The 25,306-nt window shown below is 63.2% G+C and carries 15 protein-coding genes; 12 read left to right on the top strand and 3 right to left on the bottom strand.

Annotated elements, in window-relative coordinates; all coding sequences use genetic code 11:
- Positions 1 to 56 precede the first annotated feature (56 nt).
- From B9Y64_RS02370 to B9Y64_RS02350, 5 genes are all read left to right on the top strand, one after another.
- On the top strand, positions 57 to 2,261 hold the full coding sequence (locus B9Y64_RS02370; protein WP_100439348.1) for a Six-hairpin glycosidase-like protein: 2,205 nt from the start codon (positions 57 to 59) through the stop codon (positions 2,259 to 2,261).
- Complete coding sequence (locus tag B9Y64_RS02365; protein ID WP_100439347.1) at positions 2,258 to 3,745, top strand: MFS transporter; 1,488 nt, start codon at positions 2,258 to 2,260, stop codon at positions 3,743 to 3,745. The genes B9Y64_RS02370 and B9Y64_RS02365 overlap by 4 nt, the downstream gene beginning before the upstream one ends.
- Positions 3,745 to 5,460 carry an alpha-amylase family glycosyl hydrolase gene (locus B9Y64_RS02360; RefSeq protein WP_100439346.1) on the top strand — a complete coding sequence of 572 codons (1,716 nt, stop codon included), beginning with the start codon at positions 3,745 to 3,747 and terminating at the stop codon, positions 5,458 to 5,460. The genes B9Y64_RS02365 and B9Y64_RS02360 overlap by 1 nt, the downstream gene beginning before the upstream one ends.
- 122 nt (positions 5,461 to 5,582) lie before the next feature.
- The gene (locus tag B9Y64_RS02355; RefSeq protein ID WP_100439345.1) at positions 5,583 to 5,969 is read left to right on the top strand and encodes an SseB family protein; all 387 of its coding nucleotides are present in this window, start codon (positions 5,583 to 5,585) and stop codon (positions 5,967 to 5,969) included.
- 151 nt (positions 5,970 to 6,120) lie between these two features.
- Entirely contained in the window at positions 6,121 to 6,435 is a 315-nt protein-coding gene (locus B9Y64_RS02350) for a hypothetical protein (RefSeq protein ID WP_100439344.1), read from the top strand.
- A gap of 115 nt (positions 6,436 to 6,550) precedes the next feature.
- On the opposite strand, the gene B9Y64_RS02345 is transcribed toward B9Y64_RS02350, so the two are convergent.
- The 3 genes from B9Y64_RS02345 to B9Y64_RS02335 all read right to left on the bottom strand — a co-directional run bounded on the left by B9Y64_RS02345 (position 6,551) and on the right by B9Y64_RS02335 (position 12,211).
- Positions 6,551 to 10,135, bottom strand: coding sequence for an ABC transporter permease/M1 family aminopeptidase (locus B9Y64_RS02345; RefSeq protein ID WP_100439343.1), 3,585 nt, complete (start codon positions 10,133 to 10,135; stop codon positions 6,551 to 6,553).
- Between the two features lie 12 nt (positions 10,136 to 10,147).
- Complete coding sequence (locus B9Y64_RS02340) at positions 10,148 to 11,050, bottom strand: ABC transporter ATP-binding protein (protein WP_100439342.1); 903 nt, start codon at positions 11,048 to 11,050, stop codon at positions 10,148 to 10,150.
- 129 nt (positions 11,051 to 11,179) lie between these two features.
- Entirely contained in the window at positions 11,180 to 12,211 is a 1,032-nt protein-coding gene (locus tag B9Y64_RS02335; protein ID WP_100439341.1) for a LacI family DNA-binding transcriptional regulator, read from the bottom strand.
- A 291-nt stretch (positions 12,212 to 12,502) separates the two neighbouring features.
- Here B9Y64_RS02335 and B9Y64_RS02330 point away from each other — a divergent pair, with 291 nt between their 5' ends.
- From B9Y64_RS02330 to B9Y64_RS02295, 7 genes are all read left to right on the top strand, one after another.
- Positions 12,503 to 13,081 carry a single-stranded DNA-binding protein gene (locus B9Y64_RS02330; protein WP_100439340.1) on the top strand — a complete coding sequence of 193 codons (579 nt, stop codon included), beginning with the start codon at positions 12,503 to 12,505 and terminating at the stop codon, positions 13,079 to 13,081.
- A 207-nt stretch (positions 13,082 to 13,288) separates the two neighbouring features.
- On the top strand, positions 13,289 to 14,545 hold the full coding sequence (locus B9Y64_RS02325; RefSeq protein WP_224119352.1) for a site-specific integrase: 1,257 nt from the start codon (positions 13,289 to 13,291) through the stop codon (positions 14,543 to 14,545).
- A complete protein-coding gene (locus B9Y64_RS02320) occupies positions 14,532 to 16,112 on the top strand; it encodes a site-specific integrase (RefSeq protein ID WP_099596159.1) in 1,581 nt (526 codons plus the stop codon). Before B9Y64_RS02325 ends, B9Y64_RS02320 begins: the two co-directional genes overlap by 14 nt.
- The gene (locus B9Y64_RS02315) at positions 16,105 to 17,955 is read left to right on the top strand and encodes a hypothetical protein (RefSeq protein WP_099596160.1); all 1,851 of its coding nucleotides are present in this window, start codon (positions 16,105 to 16,107) and stop codon (positions 17,953 to 17,955) included. The genes B9Y64_RS02320 and B9Y64_RS02315 overlap by 8 nt, the downstream gene beginning before the upstream one ends.
- A 564-nt stretch (positions 17,956 to 18,519) precedes the next feature.
- Entirely contained in the window at positions 18,520 to 20,577 is a 2,058-nt protein-coding gene (locus tag B9Y64_RS02305) for a type I restriction-modification system subunit M (protein ID WP_011051909.1), read from the top strand.
- Positions 20,574 to 21,854 carry a restriction endonuclease subunit S gene (locus B9Y64_RS02300; protein WP_011051908.1) on the top strand — a complete coding sequence of 427 codons (1,281 nt, stop codon included), beginning with the start codon at positions 20,574 to 20,576 and terminating at the stop codon, positions 21,852 to 21,854. Before B9Y64_RS02305 ends, B9Y64_RS02300 begins: the two co-directional genes overlap by 4 nt.
- Positions 21,855 to 21,863: 9 nt before the next feature.
- Positions 21,864 to 25,118, top strand: coding sequence for a type I restriction endonuclease subunit R (locus B9Y64_RS02295; RefSeq protein ID WP_099596161.1), 3,255 nt, complete (start codon positions 21,864 to 21,866; stop codon positions 25,116 to 25,118).
- Positions 25,119 to 25,306: the final 188 nt, after the last annotated feature.

Genomic DNA, 25,306 nt, shown 5'->3' with positions numbered 1-25,306 from the left:
ACAACGCGTGCAGAGAGGGAGGGAGGCCGACGGGCGCAAGCCGGTCCGCCGCTTCGATGCTGAAGATCATTTGCCTGACCGCTGCCCTGGGGGCAGCGCTGGGATCGACCGCGCAGGCGGCCGACCTGCAATTCGACGGCCGCCATGCGCGCGCCGAAGCCGCTGCCAAGGGCAGCTTCGTGCTGCATGCACGCACCCCGGAAGGGCGCGGCGAGGTGCGCATCGCGCCCATGCCGATGCGCAGCCAGACCGGCAGCGTGATGTTCGATGCACTGTTCGCGCTGGCCCAGCAGGAGATGGACCAGGACCGCGTGGACGCGATCCGCGATCCCGCCTTCGACGAAGGCCGACCGGTACCCTGCGAGTGTTTCCAGACCGGTGCGCGCTGGCCCTATGTCTGGACCCGCGATGTCAGCTTTGCCGCTGATCTGGCGCTGGCGCGGCTGGACCCGCAGCGCACCCGGCAGTCGCTGCAGTTCAAGCTGTCGGCGGCCCGCGATGGCCATACCCCCGGCCTGTTCGTCGCGCAGGATACCGGCTCCGGTGGCAGCTGGCCGATCAGTAGCGACCGCGTGGTGTGGTTCCTGGCCGCACGCCACCTGCTGGATGATCGCGTGTTTGCCGACCAGGTCTGGCAGGCACTGCAGGGCACGCTGGCGCAGGACCGCGCCATGGTGTTCGATGCGCAGATGGGCCTGTACCGCGGTGAGACCTCGTTCCTGGACTGGCGCGAGCAGACCTATCCGGACTGGACCCGCGAGGACGTGCGCTTCATCGGTGATTCCTATGCGCTGTCCACCAACGTGCTGCACTACCAGGCACTGCGCCTGGCCGAACGCCTGGCCGGCCAGCAGGGCGACGCCCGCGCGGCCGACTACAAGGCGTGGGCCGATGCGTTGGCGCAGCAGATCGATGCACGTTTCTGGCGCGAGGATATCGGCCAGTACATGAGCTACATCGGCGAAGCCGCGCACCCGGTACCGTACGCCAAGGTCGATCTGCTCGGCCTGTCGCTGGGCATCCTCGCCGAGGTGCTGCCGCCCGAGCGTGCGCGCCGCGCGCTGGCCGCCTACCCGATGGGACCGGCCGGCAGCCCGGTGGTCTGGCCGCAGGAAGCGCAGCAGCCGATCTACCACAACCGCGCCATCTGGCCATTCGTCAGCGCCTATTCGCTGCGTGCGGCGCGGCAGCTGGACGATGCGCCGCGCATCGCCGCCGAGATCCGCTCGCTGATGCAGGGCGCCGCGCTGGCCGGCTCCAACATGGAGAACTACGAGCTGGTCAGCCAGGCCGTGCATGTCGAGGACGGCGCGCTGAGCGGCCCGGTGGTCAACTCCGAACGCCAGCTGTGGTCGGTGGCCGGGTATCTGTCGATGGTGATCGAAGGGGTGTTTGGCGTGCAGGACGATGGCCACGTGCAGCCCAAGCTGCCGGCCGCGCTGGTGCCGGAGTTGTTCGGCAGCCAGCGCAGCATCCGCCTCGACGCTGCGGGCAGGCGCTACGTGCTGGAACGCCCGAAGCAGCTGGGCGATGGATTGCTGGTGGCCGGCAAGGTGAAGACGCGTGGTGCCACCACCACCGTGCAGCTGGTCCCCGCCGCAGTGGCGCCACGCCGCGCAGCAACGACGGCCGACGCCAATGCGCGCGCACCGGCCACGCCGGCCGTGCCGCAGGTGCGACGCAAGGGCAGGGGGTGGAACGTCGCGGTCGCTGCCGGCCAGGTGCTGTGGCAGGACGGTCGCGCGCTCGCCGCCAGCAATGGCCTGGCACGCATCGGTGACGATGGCCTGCAGCATTGCCTCAGCCTGACCCGGCGCGACGGTGCGTTGGAATCGCTGCACAGCCCGATGGTCTGCGTCGGTCCGCAGCAGCAGCTGAAGGGTGCGCAGCGCTGGCAGTTCACCTCGGCCAAGGCCGGGCAGGTGCGCCTGCGCCTGCAGTACCGCAACCCGAACGGGCCGATCAACACCGGCGTCACCGCCGCGGTGAAGCAGCTGGTGCTGCAGTGCCCGGGCCAGCCGTTGCAGCGGCACACGGTCGCCCTGCCGCACAGCGTGGCCGTGCAGGACTCGACCTCGGCGACATTCACGGTGGCCAAGGGCCGGTGTACGGTTGCGCTTGAAGAGGGCTTCAACATGAGCGCGCTGCAGCACTTCGCGCACTACACGGGGGGCAAGGGCGGGCGCGATGGCGTACTGAACCAGGCCCTGGTGCAGGCACTGACGGTGGCACCCGTTGCAGTGGCAGAGGATGCACGATGAATCGCACGTCCAAACCGCAGCTGTCGTTCTGGCAGATCTGGAACATGTGTTTCGGTTTCCTCGGCATCCAGTTCGGCTTCGCCCTGCAGAATGCCAATGCCAGCCGCATCTTCGAGACGCTGGGCGCGGACATCGACGCGGTACCGGGGCTGTGGATCGCCGCGCCACTGACCGGCCTGCTGGTGCAACCGGTGATTGGCTACCTGTCCGATCGCACCTGGACGCGATGGGGGCGCCGGCGTCCGTTCTTCATGATCGGTGCGGTGCTGACCACGCTGGCCCTGCTGGTGATGCCGAATTCGCCGACGCTGTGGATCGCGGCCGGCACACTGTGGGTGCTGGATGCCTCGATCAACGTATCGATGGAGCCGTTCCGCGCCTTCGTCGGCGACCAGCTGGCACCGCGCCAGCGCCCGACCGGCTATGCCATGCAGAGCTTCTTCATCGGCGTGGGCGCCATCGTCGCCAGCTTCCTGCCGTTCATCCTGGCCCACTTCGGGGTCGCCAATACGGCCGCCGCAGGCGAGGTGCCGGACACCGTGCGCTATGCGTTCTACTTCGGCGCGGTGGTGCTGCTGGCGGCGATCACCTGGACGGTGGTCAGCACCCGCGAGTATTCACCGGCAGAGCTGGCCGGGTTCGAGGATGCCGAGCCACCGGCACATCATGCAGCCGCGGCGATCGGCGGCCCTGCACCCTGGATCCAGGTGGCCGCGTGGCTGGGGCTGGGCGTGCTGCTGGCGCTGCTGATCGCGTGGCGGCAGGGCGACAGGATGCTGTACGTGCTGGCCGGCCTGTGTGCCGGCTACGGCCTGCTGCTGGCGCTTGCGCGCACCTTGCCGGCCACGCACATGCTGGCCGCCATCGTCGGCGACCTGCGCGCGATGCCGGTCACGATGCGGCGCCTGGCGTGGGTGCAGTTCTTCTCGTGGTTTGCGCTGTTTGCGATGTGGATCTACACCACCGCCGCGGTGGCCGGCGCCCACTTCGGTGCGACCGAACCGGAGTCGGCGGCCTACAACGAGGGCGCCAACTGGGTGGGCGTGCTGTTCGGCGCCTATAACGGTTTCGCTGCGTTGGCGGCGGTGCTGATTCCACTGATGGTGCGTGCGATCGGCCTGCGCTGGAGCCACCTGGTCAACCTGTGGCTGGGCGGCGCCGGGCTGGTCTCGCTGATGTTCATCCGCGACCCCTACTGGCTGCTGCTGTCGATGGTCGGCGTCGGCTTCGCCTGGGCATCCATCCTCTCGCTGCCCTATGCGCTGCTGTCCGACAGCGTGCCGGCGTCGAAGATGGGCGTGTACATGGGCATCTTCAATTTCTTCATCGTGATCCCGCAGCTGGTGGCGGCCAGTGCGCTGGGCTTCGCCCTGCGCACGTTGCTGGGCGGCCAGCCGATGCATGTGCTGGTGCTGGGCGGCTGCAGCCTGTTCATCGCCGGCCTGTGCGTGTTGTGGGTTCCGTCCCGTCAGGAGGTGGTGTGATGCGTGGTGCGCTGTCTGTTGCTGTTTCCCTGGTACTGCTGGCCGGCCATGCGGCGGCCGCGCCGCGCCCGGACTATGTGGGCACCACCGAGCCGTTCGCCAGCGATGCGGTGTACTTCGTGGTCACCGACCGCTTCGTCAATGGTGATCCGTCCAACGACCATCGCGACCAGGGCGGCGCGCACCGCACCTTCGATATTCCGGTGCCATGCCCGGACAAGGTGGACGGCAACATCGGTTACCTCGGCGGTGACTTCCGCGGCGTGCTCGACAATGCGCAGTACATCCGCGACCTCGGCTTCGGCGCGGTATGGATCACCCCCATCGTCGACAACCCGGACGAGGCGTTTACCGGCAGCAAGCCGATCAGCTGCACCAGCACACTGACCGACCGCGGCAAGACCGGTTACCACGGTTACTGGGGCATCAACTTCTACAGGCTCGATGAGCACCTGCCCAGCAAGGACTTGGACTTTGCCGGGCTGACCAAGGGCCTGCACGGGGCTGGCTTGAAGGTTGTACTGGACATCGTAGGCAACCATGGCTCGCCGGCCTGGACCATGCCGACACGGCAGCCGCAGTTCGGGCAGATCTTCGACAAGGACGGAAAGCTGATCGCCGACCACCAGAACCTGCCGCCGCAGGAACTGGATCCGAAGCACAACCCGCTGCATGCGTTCTACAACAACATCGGCCCGGTCGACAGCAAGGACGGCTCGATCTTCGATGGCAACCTGGCTGAGCTGTCCGACTTCAACCAGGACAATCCGGCGGTGATGGACTACCTGGTGGGTGCCTACCTGCAATGGACTGCGCAGGGCGTGGACGCGTTGCGCATCGACACCATCGGCTGGTTGCCGCACCCGTGGTGGCATGCCTTCGTCAAGCGCATCCGTGCCGAGCACCCTGGCATGTTCATGTTCGGCGAGGCCTTTGACTACGATGCTGCGCGCATCGCCGAGCACACCTGGCCGGCCAACGCCAACGTCAGCGTGCTCGACTTCCCGTTGCGCGGCGCGCTGGAGCAGACCTTCGGCACCGCCGGCAAGGGCTTTGAGACCCTGGCCGGGCCGCTGCACCTGAGCGGTGGGCCGTATGCCAACCCCTACGAGCTGATGAGCTTCTACGACAACCACGACATGCCGCGCCTGCAGGCCAGCGACAACGGCTTCATCGATGCGCATAACTGGCTGTTCACTGCCCGCGGCATTCCGGTGGTCTACTACGGCTCGGAGACGGGCTTCATGCGTGGTCGCGCCGAGCATGCCGGCAACCGTGCCTACTTCGGCCAGCCGCGCGTGGATGCGGCTCCACAGAGCCCGATCTTCGCGCCGCTGCAGCGTATCGCCAGGCTGCGCGCAGCCACCCCGGCGCTGCAGCGCGGCCTGCAGGTGAACGAACGCCTGCAGGGTGACGAGGCGGTGTTCATCCGCGTGCTGCAGCAGGGTGACGTGGCGCAGACCGCGCTGGTACTGCTGAACAAGGGCGACAGGGCGAAGACCTTCAACGTGGCGCGTTACGTCCAGGCTGGCCGCTGGCGCGATGCACTGGACGGTGGTTCGTTGCGGGTTGAGGGGCCGCTGAAGGCCGAGGTGCCGGCGCACGGGGTGAAGGTCTACGTGCTGGACGCACAGGTACGGCAGCCGGCACTTCAGGCCGAGCTGGACAAGGCGATGGCCGACCAGCAGGCGCGGGACCAGCGTCTGGGGCGGTAGTGCCGGGCGCTGGCCGGCAACCCATGAATCCACGGCGCCTGCTGGTGCCGGCCAGTGGCCGGCACTACCGGGTGCGATCGCATCCGGCACAATAGGCACCCCTCACGTCCCGCCGTGCCGCCATGACCGACCTCGCCCCGCAGACCCCGATCGAAACCCTGCTGAAGGCGGCGATGGACGGGGCGGTGCCGATCCGCGCCTTCATGGAGGCCTTCGTCGCCTCCGAGGTGGTACTGCTGACCGGCAGCCTGGTTACCCCCGATGGCAGTGGCTTCGACCCGCTGCTGTTCGACAAGCAGGGCACGCTGCATGTGGCGGTGTTCACCGATCCGTCGCGGGTGGGCGTCTACAGCCAGCAGGCACCCCACCAGATCCGCTGGCTGATGCTGGACGTACTGCGTCGTGTGCCGGGTGGCTATGGCGTGGTGATCAATCCAGGCACCCCGCTGGGCTTTGAGATCTCGCCCAGCGGCATCGGCGAGATCCTGAAGGACTTCGCCCAGGGCTGAGGCGGCACCGCGCAACTTGTAGAGCCGGGCCCATGCCCGGTTGCCGTTCGTGCATCACCTGACCCGTCGAGCGTGGCTCGACGCTACAGAAAGCTTCCTTTCGGGCGCCGTCCGTGATCCCCTTGGTCAACAGCGGAATCGAGGCATCGCCATGGAACTCAGGGGATTACCCGCCGACGCACCGGCACGATCGCGCCATTCCCGCTCCGCGCTGATCTTCCTGATCGCGGCCATCGCCGTCGCGCTGGTGTCCATGCCCGTGCTGCGCGCGGTGGGCATGGTGCTGTGGCCGGTATTCGTCATTGCCTGGCTGATCAACCTGGGCGCGGCCTGGCATCTGGGCCAGTGGGCGCGCCAGCAGGGCCGCCCGGCGTGGGCATTCGGGTTGCCGGCGGCGCTGGGCACTGTCGCCTCGATCGTGGTCTATGTGCTGCTGGCGTTGCTGGGGCCGAAGATCGCGCGCTGAATCCGCGCAGCGATCGAGAGAAACTGCTCTCCAGCAGTGCCGAGCCATGCTCGGCAGCTCCACGCCGAACCCGTGTGACGGGGAGCGCCGGCGCACTTGCCGGCGCTCCTTCGGCTCACATCGTCACCTTGCGCCGGTTGTCATCGCTCACCCGGTCGATCAGCTTGTTGTACGGGTCGAAGCCCGCTTCATCCGGCTTTTCGTCCACCGTCACCGTGATCTTCGGCTCGGCACTGGTGATGTGGTGGCGCTGCAGGTACAGCACCTTCTGGTCGCGCTCCTTGCCCGACGGCCCATTGGCAAACACGCCGATCTCGATCCAGTCATCCATCCTGCCGTCGCTTTCCTTGCCCTTGCCGTCGGCGTACTGCTTGGCGGCGTGCAGATCCAGGGTCACATCGTAGCGGCCGTCATCGCGCTTGCGGGCGCTGGCGGCCATCACGCGGTTGTCGTAGAAGCTGATCTTCTCGAACAGGTCGGTGACCAGCTGCTGGCGGTCGGCCGGGGTCTCGGCGCGGATGTAGCCAAGCAGCTCGCGTGAAGTGGTATACGGCGGCTGCTGGTACCCCTTGTCCTGCAGGAAGCGCTTCAACGCACGGTTCAGCGCCTGTTCGCCGATCTCCTCGCGCAGGCGGTAGAACACCAGCGAACCCTTCTGGTAGTGGATGTACTGCTGGTTCTCCACGCGCTCCAGCGGCTGTTCCTCGATGGCCTCGCCGCCGCGGCCGGACAGGTAGCCGTCCAGCTCGCGCTTGAGGAACTGGCGCATGTGCTGGCGGCCGTACTCCTGCTCCATCACCATCAGCGCCGAGTACTGCGACAGCGATTCGGACAGTACCGTGGCGCCCTGCACGTTGGCACCGATCACCTGGTGTGCCCACCACTGGTGCGCGATCTCGTGCGCGGTCACGTAGAACACGTAGTCCACCTTGTCCGGGTCGCGCAGGTCGGCGATGAAGCCGATGGCCTCGGAGTAGGGGATGGTATTGGCGAACGACTGCGCGAAGCGGGCATAGCCCGGGAACTCGATGATGCGCACCTGGCGGTGCTGGTACGGGGTGAAGTTCGCTTCGTAGTAGCCCAGCGATTTCTGAACCGCTTCGATCATCCGGTCCACGTTGTAGCCGTGCGCCGGGTCGAAGTAGATCTCGATCGGGATGTCCTTGTACTTCGCCTTGCGCACTTCCCAGCGCGCCGACAGGTAGGCGTAGAAATTCAGCATCGGCCGGTCCATGGCGTAGCTGAAGCAGCGCCGGCCGTTGACCGTGGTCTCATGCCGCAGGTAGCCCGGCGCCAGCGCGACCTGGTCCGGCGCGGTGCAGACCGTGGTGCGGAAGTCGAGCCAGTCGGCATCGTTGGAGATGTAGGTGTTGGCACGTGCGGCTTCGTCTTCCAGCCTGGGCATGCGCCGAGGTTCGCCGAGGTCACGCTTGCGGCGCTCGTTGCGGTCGCTGATCTCGGCCCCCTCGTTGTAGCCGAACGAGGGCAGCACGCGGCTGTTGAAGAACGTGCCGTTATCCACGATGTTGCTCGGTGCCAGGCCGGCGGTGATGCCGTTGGGCTTCTGCACCACCCGGAAATGCACGCTGCGGGATTCACCGGGTTGCAGCGGCTTCTGCAGGCGGTAGATGCGGTAGCCGAGATCGGCATCGTGCATCGACAGGGTCTGTCCTCCCAGATCGACCGCGACCAGCTGCTTGTCATCACCCATCGAGACATGCACCTCCTGGATCGGCACGGCGTGCGTGTTGCGTACCGTCCAGTTCGCGTCGATCACCATCGACTGCGATTCCGGGAACAGGTCCACCCGATTGTCCACCGCCACGACGCGCGGTTGCGGCAGGTTTCGGTACTTCGACAGCTCGCGCTCGTAGCGGGCCTGCAGATCCAGCTGCTGGTCCGGTGATACGAACTCGTTGCGGATGTTGGTGCTCCAGTACAGCCAGCCACCCACGCCGACGAAGGCCAGTGCCGCCAACCCGGCGAAGGTGCCAGTCGGCCCACGCAGGCGACGACCGGCCAGCGCCAGGCGCTGGCGCAGGCCCTGGCTGACACCGCGCACCCAGAACGCGGAGGCCACGCACATCAATGCGAGCAGGAACAACGCCCAATAGCCCTGGAACGCCAGCTGCCCGGTGAGGAAGTGGCCATAGCCATTCATGTCCGAATAGGGGGCGATCGGCCAACTGCCGAAGTTGTAGATGTTCTGCGTGTAGTCGAGCATGCCCAGCACGCCCTGGCCGATCATCACTACGATCAGCAGCGCATAGCCGACGAACTTGTTGTTGGTCAGCACCTGCAGTACCAGCGCCATGCCGCCCATCAGCACGTACACCACCGAATCCAGCGCCAGGCTGCGCAGGTACAGCATCGGTTCCAGGTGGGTGTAGCCCTTGGCCAGCTGCACGCCCATCGCGGCCAGCGCACCCGCCGCCTGGAAGCAGGCGATGACCGCCAGCAGTGCGGTGAACTTGGCCAGCAGCGGCACCCAGTTCGGCACCGGCATGGCATCGGTCACTTCGTTGATGCGCGCGCCGCGTTCCTTCCAGACCAGTTCACCGGCGAAGAACAGCACGATGATCACCAGCAGCCAGCTGAAGGCGCCCTGCAGGCCCATGATCATCTGCGAGGTGACCGGCCAGATCGAGGTGCCATACAGCGTCTGCCGGAACAGCGCGCTGGGCAGGAAGTTGGCCAGCCCCAGCACCAGCAGCACGATGAACGGAACGCTGCGCAGTACGCCGACTGTGTCGAATCGCACCTGGCGCAGGAACTGCTGCCAGGCAGTGGTCGTGGTGAAGGCTGGTACCACGCGTGGCAACGTGGCGAGGGCGGGGCGGACGGTGGCGGCATCGGCACCCGGCTGCGCCTGCCTGCGGCCCCAGCGACGACGGCCGCTGCCACTGCGTTCGGTTCGGAACAGCGCGAAGGTAGCGGCGAACAGCGCTGCCGCCACGCCCAGCCACAGGACGCGGTTGGCCAGCAGGTAACCGGTCAGCGCGGGAATGCCGCTGTTGCGTTCGGCGGTGGACCAGTAGCGGATGGTGCGGCCGAGCGCACGCATGCCCAGCGGCTCGCTCAGCACCGCGATCCAGGTGTTGTCGATGTCCCGCAACAGCGCGGCACTGGCACCGAACAGCACCAGGTAGGCCACCAGGCCGATGTAGACCCACAGGATCGAACGGGTCAGTGCTGCCAGCAGCGACAGCAGTGCCGTGGTGAACAACAGGTTCGGAATGACGATGACCGCGAATGTCCAGGCATAGCCCTGCCAGCTGATCGGCCCCATGCGTTCGGGATCGACCCAGGGCATGAACGGCGCCAGCCACAGCCCGAACGCGATCAGCACGTAGACCAGCAACCCGGTGGCCAGGGCAGCGGCGATGCGCCCGGCCAGGTAATCGCGGCGCTTCACCGGGCTGGCGAAGATCAGCTCGGCGGTGCCCAGTTCAAAGTCACGCAACAGCGCATTGCTGACGAACAGGGCGGTCACCAGCATGCCGAGCAGGGTGAAGATGCCCAGCATCTGCGCGATCACGGTGGGCGCGTTGCTGTGCACGTTGCCGGTGCCACCGCCGATCTGTACGGCGTCGCTGGAGGCGGCGGCGAAGGCAAGCAGGGCGAACAGTCCGGCCAGCAGCCACAGCAGTGGGGAACGCAGCTGCTCGCGCAGCTCGAAGCGGAAGAAGTTGAGGATCATGGCGTGCTCCGCTCAGGCTGCCGCGCGGGCACGGGCCTGCAGGCGCAGGCGCTGGAAGTACACGTCCTCGAGGTCGGGCGCCACGGCCGCAAAGCCGTCACCCGGGTCGTTGGCGCTGTGCACGTGGATCACCGGGCGGCCACCGACCAGGCGGGTCGACAGCACCACGTAGCGCGCTTCATGGTCGGCCAGTTCCGAAGGATCGACCTGCTTGCGCCAGACCTGGTGCTGCAGGGCGTCGATGGCCTCGGCAGGGCGGCCGGTCAGCAGCACCTGGCCCTTGTTCATGATCGCCATCGTCGGGCACAGGTCGGTCACGTCCTCGACGATGTGGGTAGACAGGATCACCGCCACGTTCTCGCCGATCGCCGCCAGCAGGTTGAGGAAGCGGTTGCGTTCCTCCGGGTCGAGGCCGGCGGTGGGTTCATCGACGATCACCAGCCGCGGGTCACCCAGCAGTGCCTGGGCGATGCCGAAGCGCTGGCGCATGCCGCCGGAGTAGGTGCCGAGCTTGCGCTTGCGCGCGTCCCACAGGTTCACCTGCTGCAGCAGTCCATCGACCACCTCGCGGCGCTGGCCGCGCTGGGTCAGGCCCTTGAGCACCGCGAAATGTTCCAGCAGGTCCAGCGCGCTGACTTTCGGGTACACGCCGAAATCCTGCGGCAGGTAGCCCAGCCGGCGGCGCACGGCGTCCTTGTCGCGCAGCACGTCGATCGGTGCCTCGCCCGGAATGCTGAGGGTGGCCGTGCCGCTGTCGGCCTCCTGCAGGGTGGACAGCGTGCGCATCAGCGAAGACTTGCCGGCGCCGTTCGGGCCAAGCAGGCCGAACATGCCGCGCGGAATATCCAGGTTGACGTTGTTGAGGGCATGCACGCCGTTGGCGTACGTCTTGGACAGCGAATCGATCTTCAGCATGCGACGTACACCTTTCCATGGGCAATGTCTGCGGGTTATCCGCGCAATCGCGTCCGTGCGCATCCGCCGTTGGTCATGGGGGGAGATTCCTGCCGTCGTGCGTTGGCCGGGGCGCCAGCCCTGCGGCGCTTATCCGCGCAGGGAGGATTCGCGCACCACCAGCTTCACCGGGATGCTCTGGCTGTCCACCGGCTGCCGGCCGATCAGTGCCAGCAGGCGTTCCACCAGCAACTGCCCGGCCTGCTTGGTGTCCTGCTGCACGGTGGTCAGCGCAGGGGAAACGGAGGCCGCCAGCGGGATGTCGTCGAAGCCGGTCACCGCCACGTCCTGCGGCACCCGCAGCCCGGCTTCGCGCAGGGCGCGCATCGCGCCGATGGCGATCAGGTCGCTGGCCGCGCAGATCGCATCGATCGGTTCACCGTGGGCCAGCAGGGCCTGGCAGGCCTCCTGGCCGGAGGCTTCGGTGGTGATCGCATCGTGCTGCAGCGCCGGTTCGGCGGCCAGGCCGTGTTCCTGCAGGGCCGCGACATGGCCGCGGTAGCGCTCCTGGAATTCGGGGTAATGGCTGGAGGCGTGGCCGAGGAAGGCGATGCGGCGGCAGCCCTGCAGCAGCAGGTGGGTAGTGATGTCGTGCCCGCCCTGGAAGTTGTCGCTGCCGATCGACACGCCGGGCTGGCCGGGCAGGGCGGCGCCCCAGCGCACGAAGTGCGTGCCCTGTTCGACCAGCCGCTGCAGGCGGTCGCGTGATTCGTGGTAGTCGCCGTAGCCGAGCAGGATGATGCCGTCGGCCTTGTTGCTGTCCTCGTAATCGGCCTGCCAGTCGGTGGACAGCTGCTGGAACGAGACCAGCAGGTCCTGCCCGTGCAGGGCGCAGGCGCGGGTGATCGAGCCCAGCATCGAATGGAAGAACGGGTTGATCAGCGAGTCGTCGTTGGTCGGGTCCTCGAAGAACAGCAGGGCCAGGGTGCCGGCATTGCGCAGCCGCAGGCTGGAGGCATTCTTGTCGACCTTGTAGTTCAGCTCGCGGGCGATGCGCAGGATGCGCTCGCGGGTCTCGGCGTTGACCATCGGGCTGCCCCGCAGGGCTCGCGACACGGTGGGCTGGGAGACCCCGGCCAGGTGGGCGATGTCCAGGGAGGTGGCTTTGCCTTTGATGGTCATGGGCACGCGGAAGGGGGCAGGGGAAGGTGCCCGGGCATGATGCCATGGGCAGACGCGAATGCCCCTCCGGATGTCCGCCGAGGCGAGGCTAAGTCATTGCCGGACAAGGAAATCAGTCCAATCCTTCGATGCAGCCGGTGGCTTCTGACCGGGCGGGCGGCGGCGGCAATGCTAAGATGCATCGTTCTTGCATTCCCCCAAATTTCAACTGGGGCGGCCCAGCGTACTGCACCCCGGCCGGGGCTGTGCTATCACTGGCGGTCTGCCCCTGGACAACGGACGAAGGTACCTATGGCGCGCGGCATCAACAAAGTCATCCTGGTCGGCAATCTCGGCAACGACCCGGACGTGAAGTACACCCAGGGCGGCATGGCGATCACCCGCATCAGCCTGGCCACCACCAGCGTCCGCAAGGACAAGGATGGCAACCAGCAGGAACGTACCGAATGGCACCGTGTGGTGTTCTTCGGCAAGCTCGGCGAGATCGCCGGCGAGTACCTGCGCAAGGGCAGCTCGGTCTACGTCGAAGGCAGCCTGCGCTACGACAAGTACACCGGCCAGGACGGCGTGGAGAAGTACTCCACCGATATCATCGCCGATGAAATGCAGATGCTGGGCGGCCGCGGTGAAGGCGGTGGCGGCGGTGGTGGCAACTTCGGTGGCGGCGAGCGTCCGCAGCGCCAGCAGGCTCCGCGTCAGGAGTATGGCGGCGGTGGCGGTGGCCAGCGGGGTGGCCAGGGCGGCGGCTATGGCAACCAGGGCGGCAACCAGGGCGGCGGTTACGGCAACCAGGGTGGCAACCAGCGCCCGCAGCCGCAGCAGTCGGCGCCGCCGATGGATGACTTCGCTGACGACGATATTCCGTTCTAGCGAATACTAGATCGAGAGTGGTGATATAGATCCACGGAGAGCCCCGTTTTTACGGGGCTTTCTGTTTTTCAATGGTTCTTGCACTGTTGAGAATTTCATATATAGTTGTGTGCATGGGGAAAAAGTAAAAAAAGGGCGATGCCCATGCTGTCAGTTCATGTGCTTGGCGAAGGGGAGCGAGTCCCAATGCTCCATGATGAGCAGGGCATGCCTTTGTTCTATCCGACCCTGTTCGCTACTTCCCAGCTTCGGAATGCAGGGGCGGCCGTAAACACGATCCGGAACAAGCTTGCCGATCTCCTCGTGCTCTTGCGCTGGGAGCAGGCCAATGGCCGAGACCTGATTACAGAGTTCCGCAGCGGACGCTTTCTCTCGGTTGCAGACATAGTTTCGCTGCGGGATTTCGCCAAGCTCGACATGCGGGAGTTGAGTTCTGCTGGAGACGGTGAAAAGGAACGGGGCGTCGTCGTAGATTTCCTTGAGGCGCGAGTTTCCTCAAGTCGGGCTCTGGCCACCATTGGTGGGCAGCAACACTTCAATCGGATCAGCACGTTCGCCGACTATCTGGAATTTACGGCTTCAGTCGTTACACAGCATCAGAACCCGTCACGGACCGCGCAGGAAATCGCGCGGATGGCCAGGACCATCCGTAAACATCGGCCCCGCGGGTTGGCAAAGCAGAGGGCCGACGAATCGGATCTGCGCTCCCCCCCTTCTGAGTTGGTCGAGCGATTCATGGCGATAGGTGCCGAGGGAAACCCGCGAAACCCGTTCCGGCACCCGGAAGTCCAACTGCGAAATGCTATTATCTTCGGGCTGCTGCGGCACACCGGAATGCGGCGAGGGGAGCTATTGAGTCTGCGGCTCGATCAATTCGATTTGGGCCATGAGCCGCACGTCTGGGTTCGGCGCAATCAGGACGATAAGCATGACTCGCGGCGCTATCAGCCGGTAGCCAAGACCAAGGAGCGTCCGCTGCCGCTGCCTGAGATGCTAGCCAACCAGATCGACCGTTACATGTTGAAGGTGCGCCCCAAGATCGGCCCCGCCAGACGGCACCCCTACCTGCTTGTCTCGCACAGGAAGGGCAGCACATGGGGTAAGCCGCTCTCCGCCTCAGCACTAAGCAGTCAGATCTTTTCCCGGATGCGCGCGGTTGACTCCGCCTTCGAGGCTATCCATCCCCATGCCTTTCGACACCACTTCAACTACGAGCTTTCCGTCAGCATTGACAAGCACAACGCCAAGAGCCGGTCAGGGGAAGATGCTGAGGCGTCGCCGATCAGTGAGGCTAAGGAACTGGATGTTCGTGCGTTCCTGAATGGTCATCGCAGCAAGACCTCGGGAGCGACGTACAACCGGCGCCACATCCGTGAAGCCAGCGACAAGGCTGCTCGTCGGGTGCAGGCAGGTCGTCCCAAGACCAGCGATAACTCTAAGGAAGACGGCGATGGTCCGCGTTAAGCCAAAGCAGGTCGATGCCGAGCGGAAGTCGATAGCTCGAGCAGTGTCTAAGGACGGTTATCCATTTGAACCTACGGATGACCACTGGCGATTGAATAAGGACGTGCAGATCGCGCTTGGTCTTCCAGGGGCTATTGACGCTATAGCCGAAGCTGGCTTTCGCGCCACGCTGTTGCGCTATGCGGAAGAGGCATCTGCTCGTCATACGCGAAATATGGAGACGCGTTTCAAGCGATACTTGCGGGACACCGGAGCGTCACGGGTGACGGTGTCCGACCTCATCAATTGGCGCGCCAGCCTTGCGACAGACGAGCAATATCAGTTGGGTGGGCTGAAGGGATTTCTGCTTGCATGGTACGACTACGGGTTTGAAGGCATCACCGATGAAGTCGTTGATCTACTACAGGGTTGGCGAATACAGGGGAACGAAAAAGGCGTGGCCGTCGCCAGTGGTTGCCCTGAGAGTGGACCTTACACCGACCTTGAGATGGCTGCGATCTTGGATTGGGCGAATCTTGCGGCAGCACGGAAGGACATCGCATTTGAGGACTACGCCTATCTGCTTACCTTGGCGATGACCGCGCGACGTCCTGTCCAGATTGCAGCACTTAGGGGACGGGACATGATTCGGGAGACTGGTGAAGGTACGCCAATGTTCAGGCTCAACATTCCGCGAGCAAAGCAACGCGGCCTCGCGTTCCGTGGTGCCTTCCGGTCTCTTGCCATTCTTGAAGACCTATATCTGGTGCTTCGGCAGCAGCATCGACAGTCCGTCGCCGCAGTTTCCGAAGCTATTGGGCGAACAGTAGACCCCGTGCTGGCAGGCGAAGTGCCGATCTTTCTAAATCGCAAGCGTATCGAGGGTGTGGAACACGTCGACGAACTCACTGACCTTTTGATGGGCAGTGCGCCCGACCAGCTGCACGCAAAGATCGACTCGTTCGACTCCGCTCTGCAGCGTTGCGCTAAGGCGTCGACTGCACGTTCGGAGCGCACTGGCGAGTTCATTCGTCTCTCAGCAATTCGATTCCGACACACACGGGGCACCAAGCTTCGTCGAGAGGGCTTCGGTGCAGTCATCATTGCTGATCTGTTGGATCATTCCGACACTCAGAACGTGCGTGTGTACACGGAGAACACTGCTCAGGAGGCGGTGGTCATCAATGAGCTGGTGGGTGCCCAGCTCGCTCCCTTTGCGCAAGCCTGTCTCGGTAAGCTTGTCCGCTCTGAACGTGAGGCAATTCGCGGTGACGATCCGCGAAGCCGGGTGCCGAACGACCACCAACACGCGGTGGGAACCTGTGGGAACTATGGCTTCTGCGCTAGTGGCTACCGTTCTTGTTACACCTGCTATCACTTCCAGCCGTGGATCGACGGGCCGCATGAAGAGGTGTTGGTGGACCTATACGCTGAGAAGGAGCGCACCCGGGAGGCAGGCTGCGCAGACGTCATCGTAAACGCAAATGACCAGTTGATCCTCGCCGTCGAGCATTGCGTTTCGATGTGCAAGAAGGCTAGGGATCGGATGCCTGAAGCGACTTTGTTAGAGGCGGACGCCCATGGGTGATGTCGTCCAATTCGTGCCTCGCGCTGAGCGCGATGCAAGTAAAAATCTAGCCGAGTTCATCCGCTTGGCAAAAGAAAGCCTGACAGCATTCGCGAATGGTGGTGCTTGGGATCGCGACAAGTGGCAGCAAAACGAAACCGTAGTTGTATTCGCGACGAAGACTTCGCCTCTGAACTCATACTCCTTTACGCCCTTCGCCGAACCATTCATGCAGTTCGCAAAGGCATACGTTAGATACCGGTATAGCCACAGACCGGTCAAGAGCTTGGCAATGATGCTCCAGGCGCTTCGCTGCGTGGAGGCAGGGTTGCTGGCGTCTTGTAGCCGAGCAGATGTCGGCCTCCTGAGTGGTGCGGTAATGGACGTTTGCGCCAACAAGTGCAAGGAGTTCTACTCCAGCGAGGATGTGCACCACAAAACCGGGCTCCAACTTCAAGCCGTATTCGACTTCTTGCGTGAGAAGAGTCTTGTCTTGTCGTTGCCAGCTTGGAAGTCTCCTTTCAAGAAGCCGGTCATCCTGACCGAGGATCTCGGCGAAGCAGGGCAGGCCCATCGCATGGCAAAGCTTCCCTCTAATGAGGCAATGCTCGCAGTTGCTGACGTGTTCGCCCAGGCCGACGATCGAGAGAGCCAGTTCTACTCGTCAATCTTCATCCTGCTGATGGCAGCGCCCGGCCGCATCTCCGAAGTCCTCAAGCTGCCTACTGATTGCATTCAATGGGAGGCGGACGAAGGTGGGAAGCTTCAAATGTTCCTGCGCTGGCATGCGGTCAAGGGCAAAGGCGCGACGAAGAAGTGGGTTGTACCCGCCATGCATGACGTCGTGCAAGAGGCTGTCCGGCGGTTGGTCGAAGTCGGTGATCCGGCACGTGAGGTAGCAAAGACGGCGTTCGAAGGCTCAGCACAATTGTCGAGAGAGGCCGGCGCGTCCAACCTCATCAAAGAGTTTGGTGGCTTTTACTGGCCATTCTTGGATGAGAAGAAGGTGCTGAAGGCTTGGGACGCACTATGCCTGCACCGAGAGAATGAGTTCAACCGCGAGAGGGAAATCAAGCCAAACTCATGGCGGATTCCCGACGCTAACGAGGTGAACAGGCGCTTGGGCGCCGGCCACCGATTATCGCTATTTGATCGCATGGGTCTGCGGAATTCGGATGGCACGCGCATCGTGTTGACCTCGCACCAGCTCCGTCATTGGCTCAGCACGATGTCAGAGCGGGCGGGCATGGACGACTATACCCTGGCGCAATGGGCTGGCCGTGCAAAGGTTTCCGACAATCGTCATTACGACCATCGCTCGCCCGAGGAGCGCCTGGAGGCTGCCCGAGGGCTGCTTCCGATGCAGCTTGCTCCATTGCTCGAGCGCATCAAGCATCGTCAGCCGGTGACATATCAGGAGCTTGGGGTTGATCGGCTAGGAACGGCCAAAGCAACGCTCTACGGCATGTGCGTGCACGACTACGCCATGGCGCCGTGCCAGAAACAGCGCGAGTGCATGACCTGCAAGGAGCATGTTTGCGTCAAGGGCGATCACGTTACGCTAGATCGGATTCGTCTCTTGGAAACGCAGACGGAAAAACTGCTCCAACACGCCATGAAAGCTCATGATGATGGCGACTTTGGCGCCGACCGCTGGGTTGACAATCACAAGTGGAAGCTCGCGCACGTCAAGGCAATGCGGATGGCCTTGGAGCATCCCAATATTCCGGAGGGAGCGGTCCTCAGGGTCCCGGACGGGCACGATCCCTCTCCAGTTCGTCGCGCCCTTATGGATCTTGATGTGGTGGAGATGCCCTCCATGGAGGCGCTTGGTCCGAACATAATTCCCTTGGCCCTGACCTGATCGCCATGCCAAAAAGGATCATCACCAAGGCAACGCTCCCAAAGATCATGCGTGAGCTAGATCGCTGGCAAGGCAAGCTCACTTGGCCACTTTTCTGCGAGCGTGTCGCAAAGGTGCTGAACGTCGCAGCGATTTCGAAGCACACGATGTACCTCTACCCCGCCATCAAAGAGCGGTTTCAGCAGCGACAGAAGGACTTGCGAGAGGCAAGGGATGCACTCCCGCGAGACTTGACGCTAGATTCCGCGACCCGGCGGATTGCTGATCTGGAAGCACAGGTAAAACGGCTAGAAGAGACGAATAACCGGCTGTTAGACCAGTTCCGCAGATGGCAATACAACGCCTATGCGAACAACGTCAGGATGGATCTTCTCGCTTTAGATAAGCCGCTGCCTGAGGTGAACCGCTCAGGACGCCCACGTGGGATCCCGAGGCCTAGGGTGTCCAAAAAGACATGATCGGTTTGCAACCCATTTGGAAGATCTTTCTGTATCTCAGCGGCTTCAAGCAGGGCGCCAACGGGCCGACATCATCTCTACAAGTTCAAAAATGGCTATGAATCAAATGAAAGATACCAGAACGGCCGCGGGCCATATCGAAGTCCCTAAGGCATCCGACACCGTGCTCGCCAGCTTCATCTGGAAAAATGCCGAGGACCTGTGGGGCGACTTCAAACACACCGACTTCGGCAAGATCATCCTGCCGTTCACGCTGCTGCGCCGCCTTGAATGCGTGCTGGAACCCACGCGCGATGTCGTCCGCGAGACCCACGCCAAGTTCAAGGACAAGGGCCTGGATACCGACTTGATCCTGCGCCAGAAGGCCGGCCTTCCGTTCTACAACACCTCGCAGTACTCGCTGGCTACTTTGGGTGCGACCAAGACCAAGTCGAACCTCGAGGCCTATGTCGCCGCCTTCTCAGACAACGCACGCGTCATCTTCGACCAGTTCAACTTCACCGACACGATCGCCCGGCTCGCCCGCGCCGACATCTTGTTCAAGATCTGCCAGAACTTCGCCAATACCGACCTGCATCCGGATGTCGTGCCCGACCGGGTGATGTCCAACATCTACGAGCACCTGATCCGCCGGTTCGGCTCCGAGGTCAACGAGGCGGCCGAAGATTTCATGACGCCACGCGATGTCGTTCACCTGGCCACCACTCTGTTGCTCGATCCGGACGATGCGCTCTTTCGCAACAGTCCCGGCCTGATCCGCACCCTTTACGATCCCACTTGCGGCACCGGCGGCTTCCTCACCGATGCCATGAACTACGTCGACGGCTTCGCCGCTCAGGGCAAGGCCCCGCCCGTCCTGATCCCGTTCGGCCAGGAACTGGAACCGGAAACCCACGCGGTCGCGCTCGCCAACATGCTGCTGCGTCGCCTGGAAACCGAACCCTCTCGTGACCTGTCGGCCAACGTCGCCGGCCCCAAATCCACGCTCTCTCAGGATGCCTACGCAGGCCAGCGCTTCCACTACTGCCTCTCCAACCCGCCCTTCGGCAAGAAGTGGGAGAAGGACCAGGCGTTCGTCGAACGCGAAGCCAAGGAAAAGGGCTTCGAGGGACGTTTCGGTGCAGGCACCCCGCGCGTGTCCGACGGCTCAATGCTCTTCATTCAACACCTGATCTCTAAGCTGGAGCACCCCAACAAGGGCGGCGGCCGCGCGGCCATCATCCTGTCGGGCTCGCCCCTGTTCACCGGCACCGCAGGTGGTCATGGCCATAGCGAGTCGCAGATCCGCCGGTGGCTGCTCGAGAAGGACTACGTCGAAACCATTGTCGCCTTGCCAAACGACATCTTCTTCCGTACCGGTATCGGTACTTACATCTGGCTGCTGACCAACAACAAGCCAGAGGACCGCCGCGGCAAGATCCAGCTGATCGACGCTACCGAGATGCACAGCCCCATGCGTAAGGCCGAAGGTAACAAGCGCCGCTACCTGAGCGACGGGCAGATCCAGGACATCGCACGGCTCTATGCCGACTACACACCCGGGGAGAATGTGCGGATCGTGGACTATCGCGATTTCGGCTATCGCCGGATCAAGGTCCAGCGACCGCTGCGCCTGGTCGCCAAGGTGACTGAGGAAGGTCTTGCCACCTTGGCGACCAGCAAGGCCTTCGCCAAGCTTGATGAGACTGAGCAATCCGGTTGGCTCACTCTGCTGCGCAAGCATCTGGGCCAGACTTACCCCTATACCTGGTTCGCCACCTTGCCAGCTCTGGCCAAGAAGGCTGGCTTGCCGAAGATCGCAAAGGCTCTAGCGACGGCTCTGGAGAGCGCTTTGGGTGTGCGAGACGACAAGGCACCAGAAGTGGTGGACGCCGATGGCAACCTCGTTGCCGACAAGGACCTGGAAGATTTCGAGACTGTCCCGCTGGACCAGCCCATCGACACCTACATGGCTGCCGAAGTACTGCCCCACGTGTCCGACGCATGGGTGGACGCCAGCTTTACGGATGATGAGGATGGCCAGCGCGGCAAGGTCGGCTACGAGATCAACTTCAACCGCTACTTCTACAAATACGTTCCGCCGCGTGACCTGCACGAAATCGACTCAGAGTTGAAGGCCGTTGAGGCTGAAATCGCCGCACTGCTGGATGAGGTGGCGGAATGACCCCCGCCCTTTACCACAAGGCGTTCAAGTCATCTGGCGCGCCGTGGCTTGGGAATGTGCCCACCCATTGGGTGGTGAAACCTCTGTGGTCCATGTACAGGCAGAAGAAGATTACGGGATACCCCGAGGAGACGCTCCTCTCTGTCTATCGTGACCATGGTGTCATTGAAAAGAGCTCGCGGGACGACAACAAAAATCGTGCGTCAGAAGATCTGAGCGGCTACCAGCTAGTCGTGGATGGCGACCTAGTCACGAACAAAATGAAGACGTGGCAAGGATCGATTGCCGTCTCAAGCCTGCGCGGCATTGTGAGCCCCGCATACTACGTCTACACAAAGCTTCATGACGGCAATAACGCCTACCTCCACCACCTGTTGCGGAGCGTTCCATACATCACTGGCTACCAGTCGATCTCAAAGGGGATCCGTGTGGGCCAGTGGGATCTTGAGGCAGATAAATTTCGCCTGTTCCCCGTACTCATTCCACCTCGGCCGGAACAGGACGCCATCGTCGCCCACCTCGACCGCGCAACCACCCGTATCGACGCCCTGGTCGCCAAGAAGACCCACTTCATCGAGCTGCTGCGCGAGAAGCGCCAGGCCATGATTACGCATGCCGTGACCAAGGGGCTGGATCGTGGTGCGCCGATGAAGGACAGCGGGGTTGAGTGGCTGGGGGAGGTCCCCGTGACGTGGGATACCGCACCACTCAAGTCGTTCCTTCAGCTTCGTCGGGACATCGTTGGTACCGCCAGCGCGAATACCAGGCTGCTTTCGCTCACCTTGCAGGGCGTGATTGAGCGAGACCTGGAAAATCCCACCGGCAAGATGCCTGCTTCATTCGATGGCTACCAGCGCATTTCCGCAGGCGAGATGGTCTTCTGCCTGTTCGACATGGACGAAACGCCGAGGACCGTCGGCGTGGCCCAACAGGACGGGATGCTGACGGGCGCGTATACGGTTTTCCGGCCACAGAGCGACCTCTGGGCGCGCTACCTCTACTACTTCTTTCTCCACGTGGACGAGTACAAGCGCCTTAAGCCCTTCTACAAGGGCCTGCGCAAGACCATTCGACCTGGCCCGTTTCTCTCCATTCAGGTACCGCGCCCCAGGGATGGTGAAGCTGAGGCCATCGTCGCCCATCTCGACCGCGCTACCTCCCGCATTGACACTCTGATCGCCAAGACCGAACGCTCGATCGAATTGCTCCGCGAACACCGCACCGCCCTCATTACCGCTGCCGTCACCGGCAAGATCGACCTGCGCCCTGCGGCCTAAGGACACGCCATGCATCCTGCCTTCACCGACACCGCCCACCGCGAGAAATACTTCGAGACGTACATCGTCAAGCAACTCGCCGCGCGCGGCTGGAAGATAGGCGATACCAACGACTACGACCAGAACCATGCGCTCTACCCGGAAGACCTTGTGGCATGGATCCAGACCACACAGCCTTCGAGGTGGGAAAAGCTGGTGGCGAGCAATGGCGAAAAGGCGGTCACCACTCTCATGGACCGCCTTGCCCAGGCCTTGGACAAGGAGGGCACCGTCCACATCCTGCGCCATGGTGTGAAGATCGCAGGGGCAGGCGAAATCAGTCTGAGCGAAGGCCTGCCTGAGGACACGCGCGATCCGTCGGCCTGGGACCGCTACAACGCCAACATTCTGCGCGTGGTGCCGCAGTTGAAGTACCGCCCCGGCAGCACGCTTGCCATCGACCTGGTGTTCTTCATCAACGGTCTTGCGGTGGCGACCGTAGAGGTCAAGACCGACTTCACCCAGTCCGCCTCGGCTGCTGTCGAGCAGTACAAGAACGATCGACTGCCCGTGGATCCAACCACGAGCCGCGTTGAACCCCTGCTGATCTTCAAGCGTGGCGCCGTCGTTCACTTCGCCATGTCCGACAGCGACATCCAGATGTGCACCAAGCTGGATGGCCAGAACTCTTACTTCCTACCCTTCAACCAAGGCCGGGACGGTCGGGCGGGCAACCCCATCCGCGAGGACGGTGAGTATCCGGTCGCCCACTTCTGGGAGCAGGTCTGCCAGCGCGACAACTGGCTGCGGATCTTCCATGGCTTCGTGTACACCGAAAAGAAGGACGTGGTGGACGTGGCTGGCAACCACTCCCGCAAGGAGACGCAGATCTTCCCGCGCTTCCACCAGTGGAAAGCGGTCACCCGCATGATCGACGACGCCAAGGCCAAGGGCCCTGGCCAGTCCTACCTGTGCGAACACTCGGCAGGCTCCGGTAAGACCAGTACCATCGCCTGGACGGCGCATGACCTGATCCGCCTGCGCACCGATGCTGGCGTCAACCTGTTCCACTCGGTCATCGTGGTCACCGATCGCACGGTGCTCGACAAGCAGCTCCAGTACGCAGTCCAGCAGATCGATCATCAGAAGGATCTGATCGCGGCCATCGGGGAGAAGGACAGCGGCGTCAGCAAGTCCAAGGAACTTGCCGAAGCTCTGGAACGTGGCACCCCCATCATCGTGGTGACCATCCAAACTTTCCCTTACGCGATGGAGCAGATCCTGACCAACGGGAAACTCGCTGACCGCAACTTCGCCGTAATCATCGACGAGGCCCACACCAGCCAGACCGGCACCGCCGCCTCCAAGCTGCAGGCCACGCTTGCCCTCCGCGACGCCAAGGCCATGGAAGGACTCACCGTCGAGGAGCTACTGGAGAAAATTCAGTCCTCGCGCGTGCGCCCCAATAACGTCTCCTACTTCGCGTTTACTGCCACGCCGAAGCACGCCACGTTGACGCTGTTCGGCACGCGCCCTGATCCGGGCAAGCCGGCTAGTAAGGAGGACAACCTGCCCGTGTCCTTCGACAAGTACCCGATGCGCCAGGCCATCGAGGAAGGCTTCATCCTCGATGTGCTGCAGGGCTACTTGCCCTACAAGACGGCGTTCAACATGGCCGAGCCTGAGAAGGACGGCAAGCGCGTGGAGGGTAAGGCGGCCAAGCGGGCGCTGGCCAAGTGGCTCTCGCTCCATGCCACGAACGTCACCCAGAAGGTCGAGTTCATCGTCGAGCACTTCGCGGCCAACGTAGCCCCTTTGCTGGGGGGCACGGCTAAGGCCATGATCGTGACGTCCTCGCGCGCGGCCGCCGTGCGCTACAAGAAGGCATTCGACGCGTATATCAGGGCCAACCCGCAGCACAAGCCCTACCAAGCGCTGGTGGCGTTCTCCGGCTCACTCACGGGCAATGAGGTCATGCACGCCTCCGACGAGCAATTGAAGAACGACCCGTTCGCGGCGCAGGACGATGAGCAGTTTACCGAAAGCACCATGAACCCTCGTCAGTACGGTACCGACCTGCGCAAGGTGTTCGATCGTCCTGAGTTCCGGGTCATGATCGTGGCCAACAAGTTCCAGACCGGCTTCGACCAGCCCAAGCTGTGCGCAATGTACTTGGACAAGAAGATCGCCAACCCGGTGGAGATTGTCCAGACGCTCTCCCGACTCAACCGCACCGCGCCCGGCAAGGACACGACCTTCGTCGTGGACTTCGTCAACGATCCGCAGTCGATCCTCGACGCCTTCGCCATGTATGACGCAGGCGCCAAGATTGAGAAAGCGCAAGATCCCAACGTGGTCTATGACCTGCAAGCCGACCTGGACAAGGTGGGGGTCTACACGCAACGCGAGGTAGAGACGTACACGGCCATCCGCTTCAAGTCAGCCGCGGCCTACGCCGCAGGCGACCAAGCCCAGCACAAGGATATGTACGCGGCCACTAGCCTGCCTACCCAGCGGTTCAACGATGCGCTGAAAGCCGCCCGCACCGCCATCCAGGCCGCGGAGGCAGACTTCGAGGGCGCCAAGGCACAGGGGAACGAAGCCGGTATGAAGGCGGCCGACGCACGGCGCAATGCGGCGGCTGAAGTGCTCCAGAAGCTACTGGACTTCAAGTCGGGGTTGTCCCGGTTCGGCACTCTGTACACCTATATCGCCCAGACCATCGACTTCGGCGACCCCAGCCTGGAAGGATTCGCCAGCTTCGCCCGCCTGCTGTCCAAGCGCTTGAACGGTGTGCCGCCTGATCAGGTGGACATATGCGCGTTGCTGCTGACCGGCTTCGACATCAAGTCGCAGGACAAGCCCGCCTTGGGTGGTGATGACGGTGATGATCAGAAGCTGATACTGAAGCCCGTAGGCCCTGGGGGCGGTGGGCAAGCGCAGCTACCCGTCTACTTGCGTCAGGTGATCGCTAAGCTCAACTCGATCTTCGGTGAGGCCACGGCACTGACCGACAAATTGGCCCTGGTGAACCACGTCGCCGACATCGTGCGCGAGGACGCCAACACCGTGGCCCAAGTCAAAAACAACCCGCGGGATGTGGCCATGGCAGGCAACATCAAAGGCTCAGTCCAGTCGGCCTTGGTCAGGGCATTGGACTCGCACAGCACGCTGGCCGCCCATGTGTTGAAGCACGACCAGCAGGCACTGGTCCCGCTGGTGGGGCTGATCTACGAGTTGGTCAAGGCGGGGCAGAACATCGACCGGACGGAACTGGGGGCGTAATCAGCAGTCAAGAAAGCCGGGCAGAGTGTCGAAATTGCACGTTAGAACTAGCCCGACGAGCCGTTAAATCGATAGTTCAAGTCCCTTTTGTCTAGGAAATCGGTGAGGCATGTGATGGAATTGTCATGTAAAGCAAGTACTTGAATGCGAATTGATCGTCTGGATCGGTCTTTTATGTGTGCACAACC

The organism is Stenotrophomonas maltophilia, from assembly GCF_002799245.1.
In the GTDB taxonomy this organism is placed as follows: Bacteria; Pseudomonadota; Gammaproteobacteria; order Xanthomonadales; family Xanthomonadaceae; genus Stenotrophomonas; species Stenotrophomonas maltophilia_S.
Note: the sequence above shows the minus strand (reverse complement) of the source record. Positions and strands in the feature narration are given on the sequence as shown.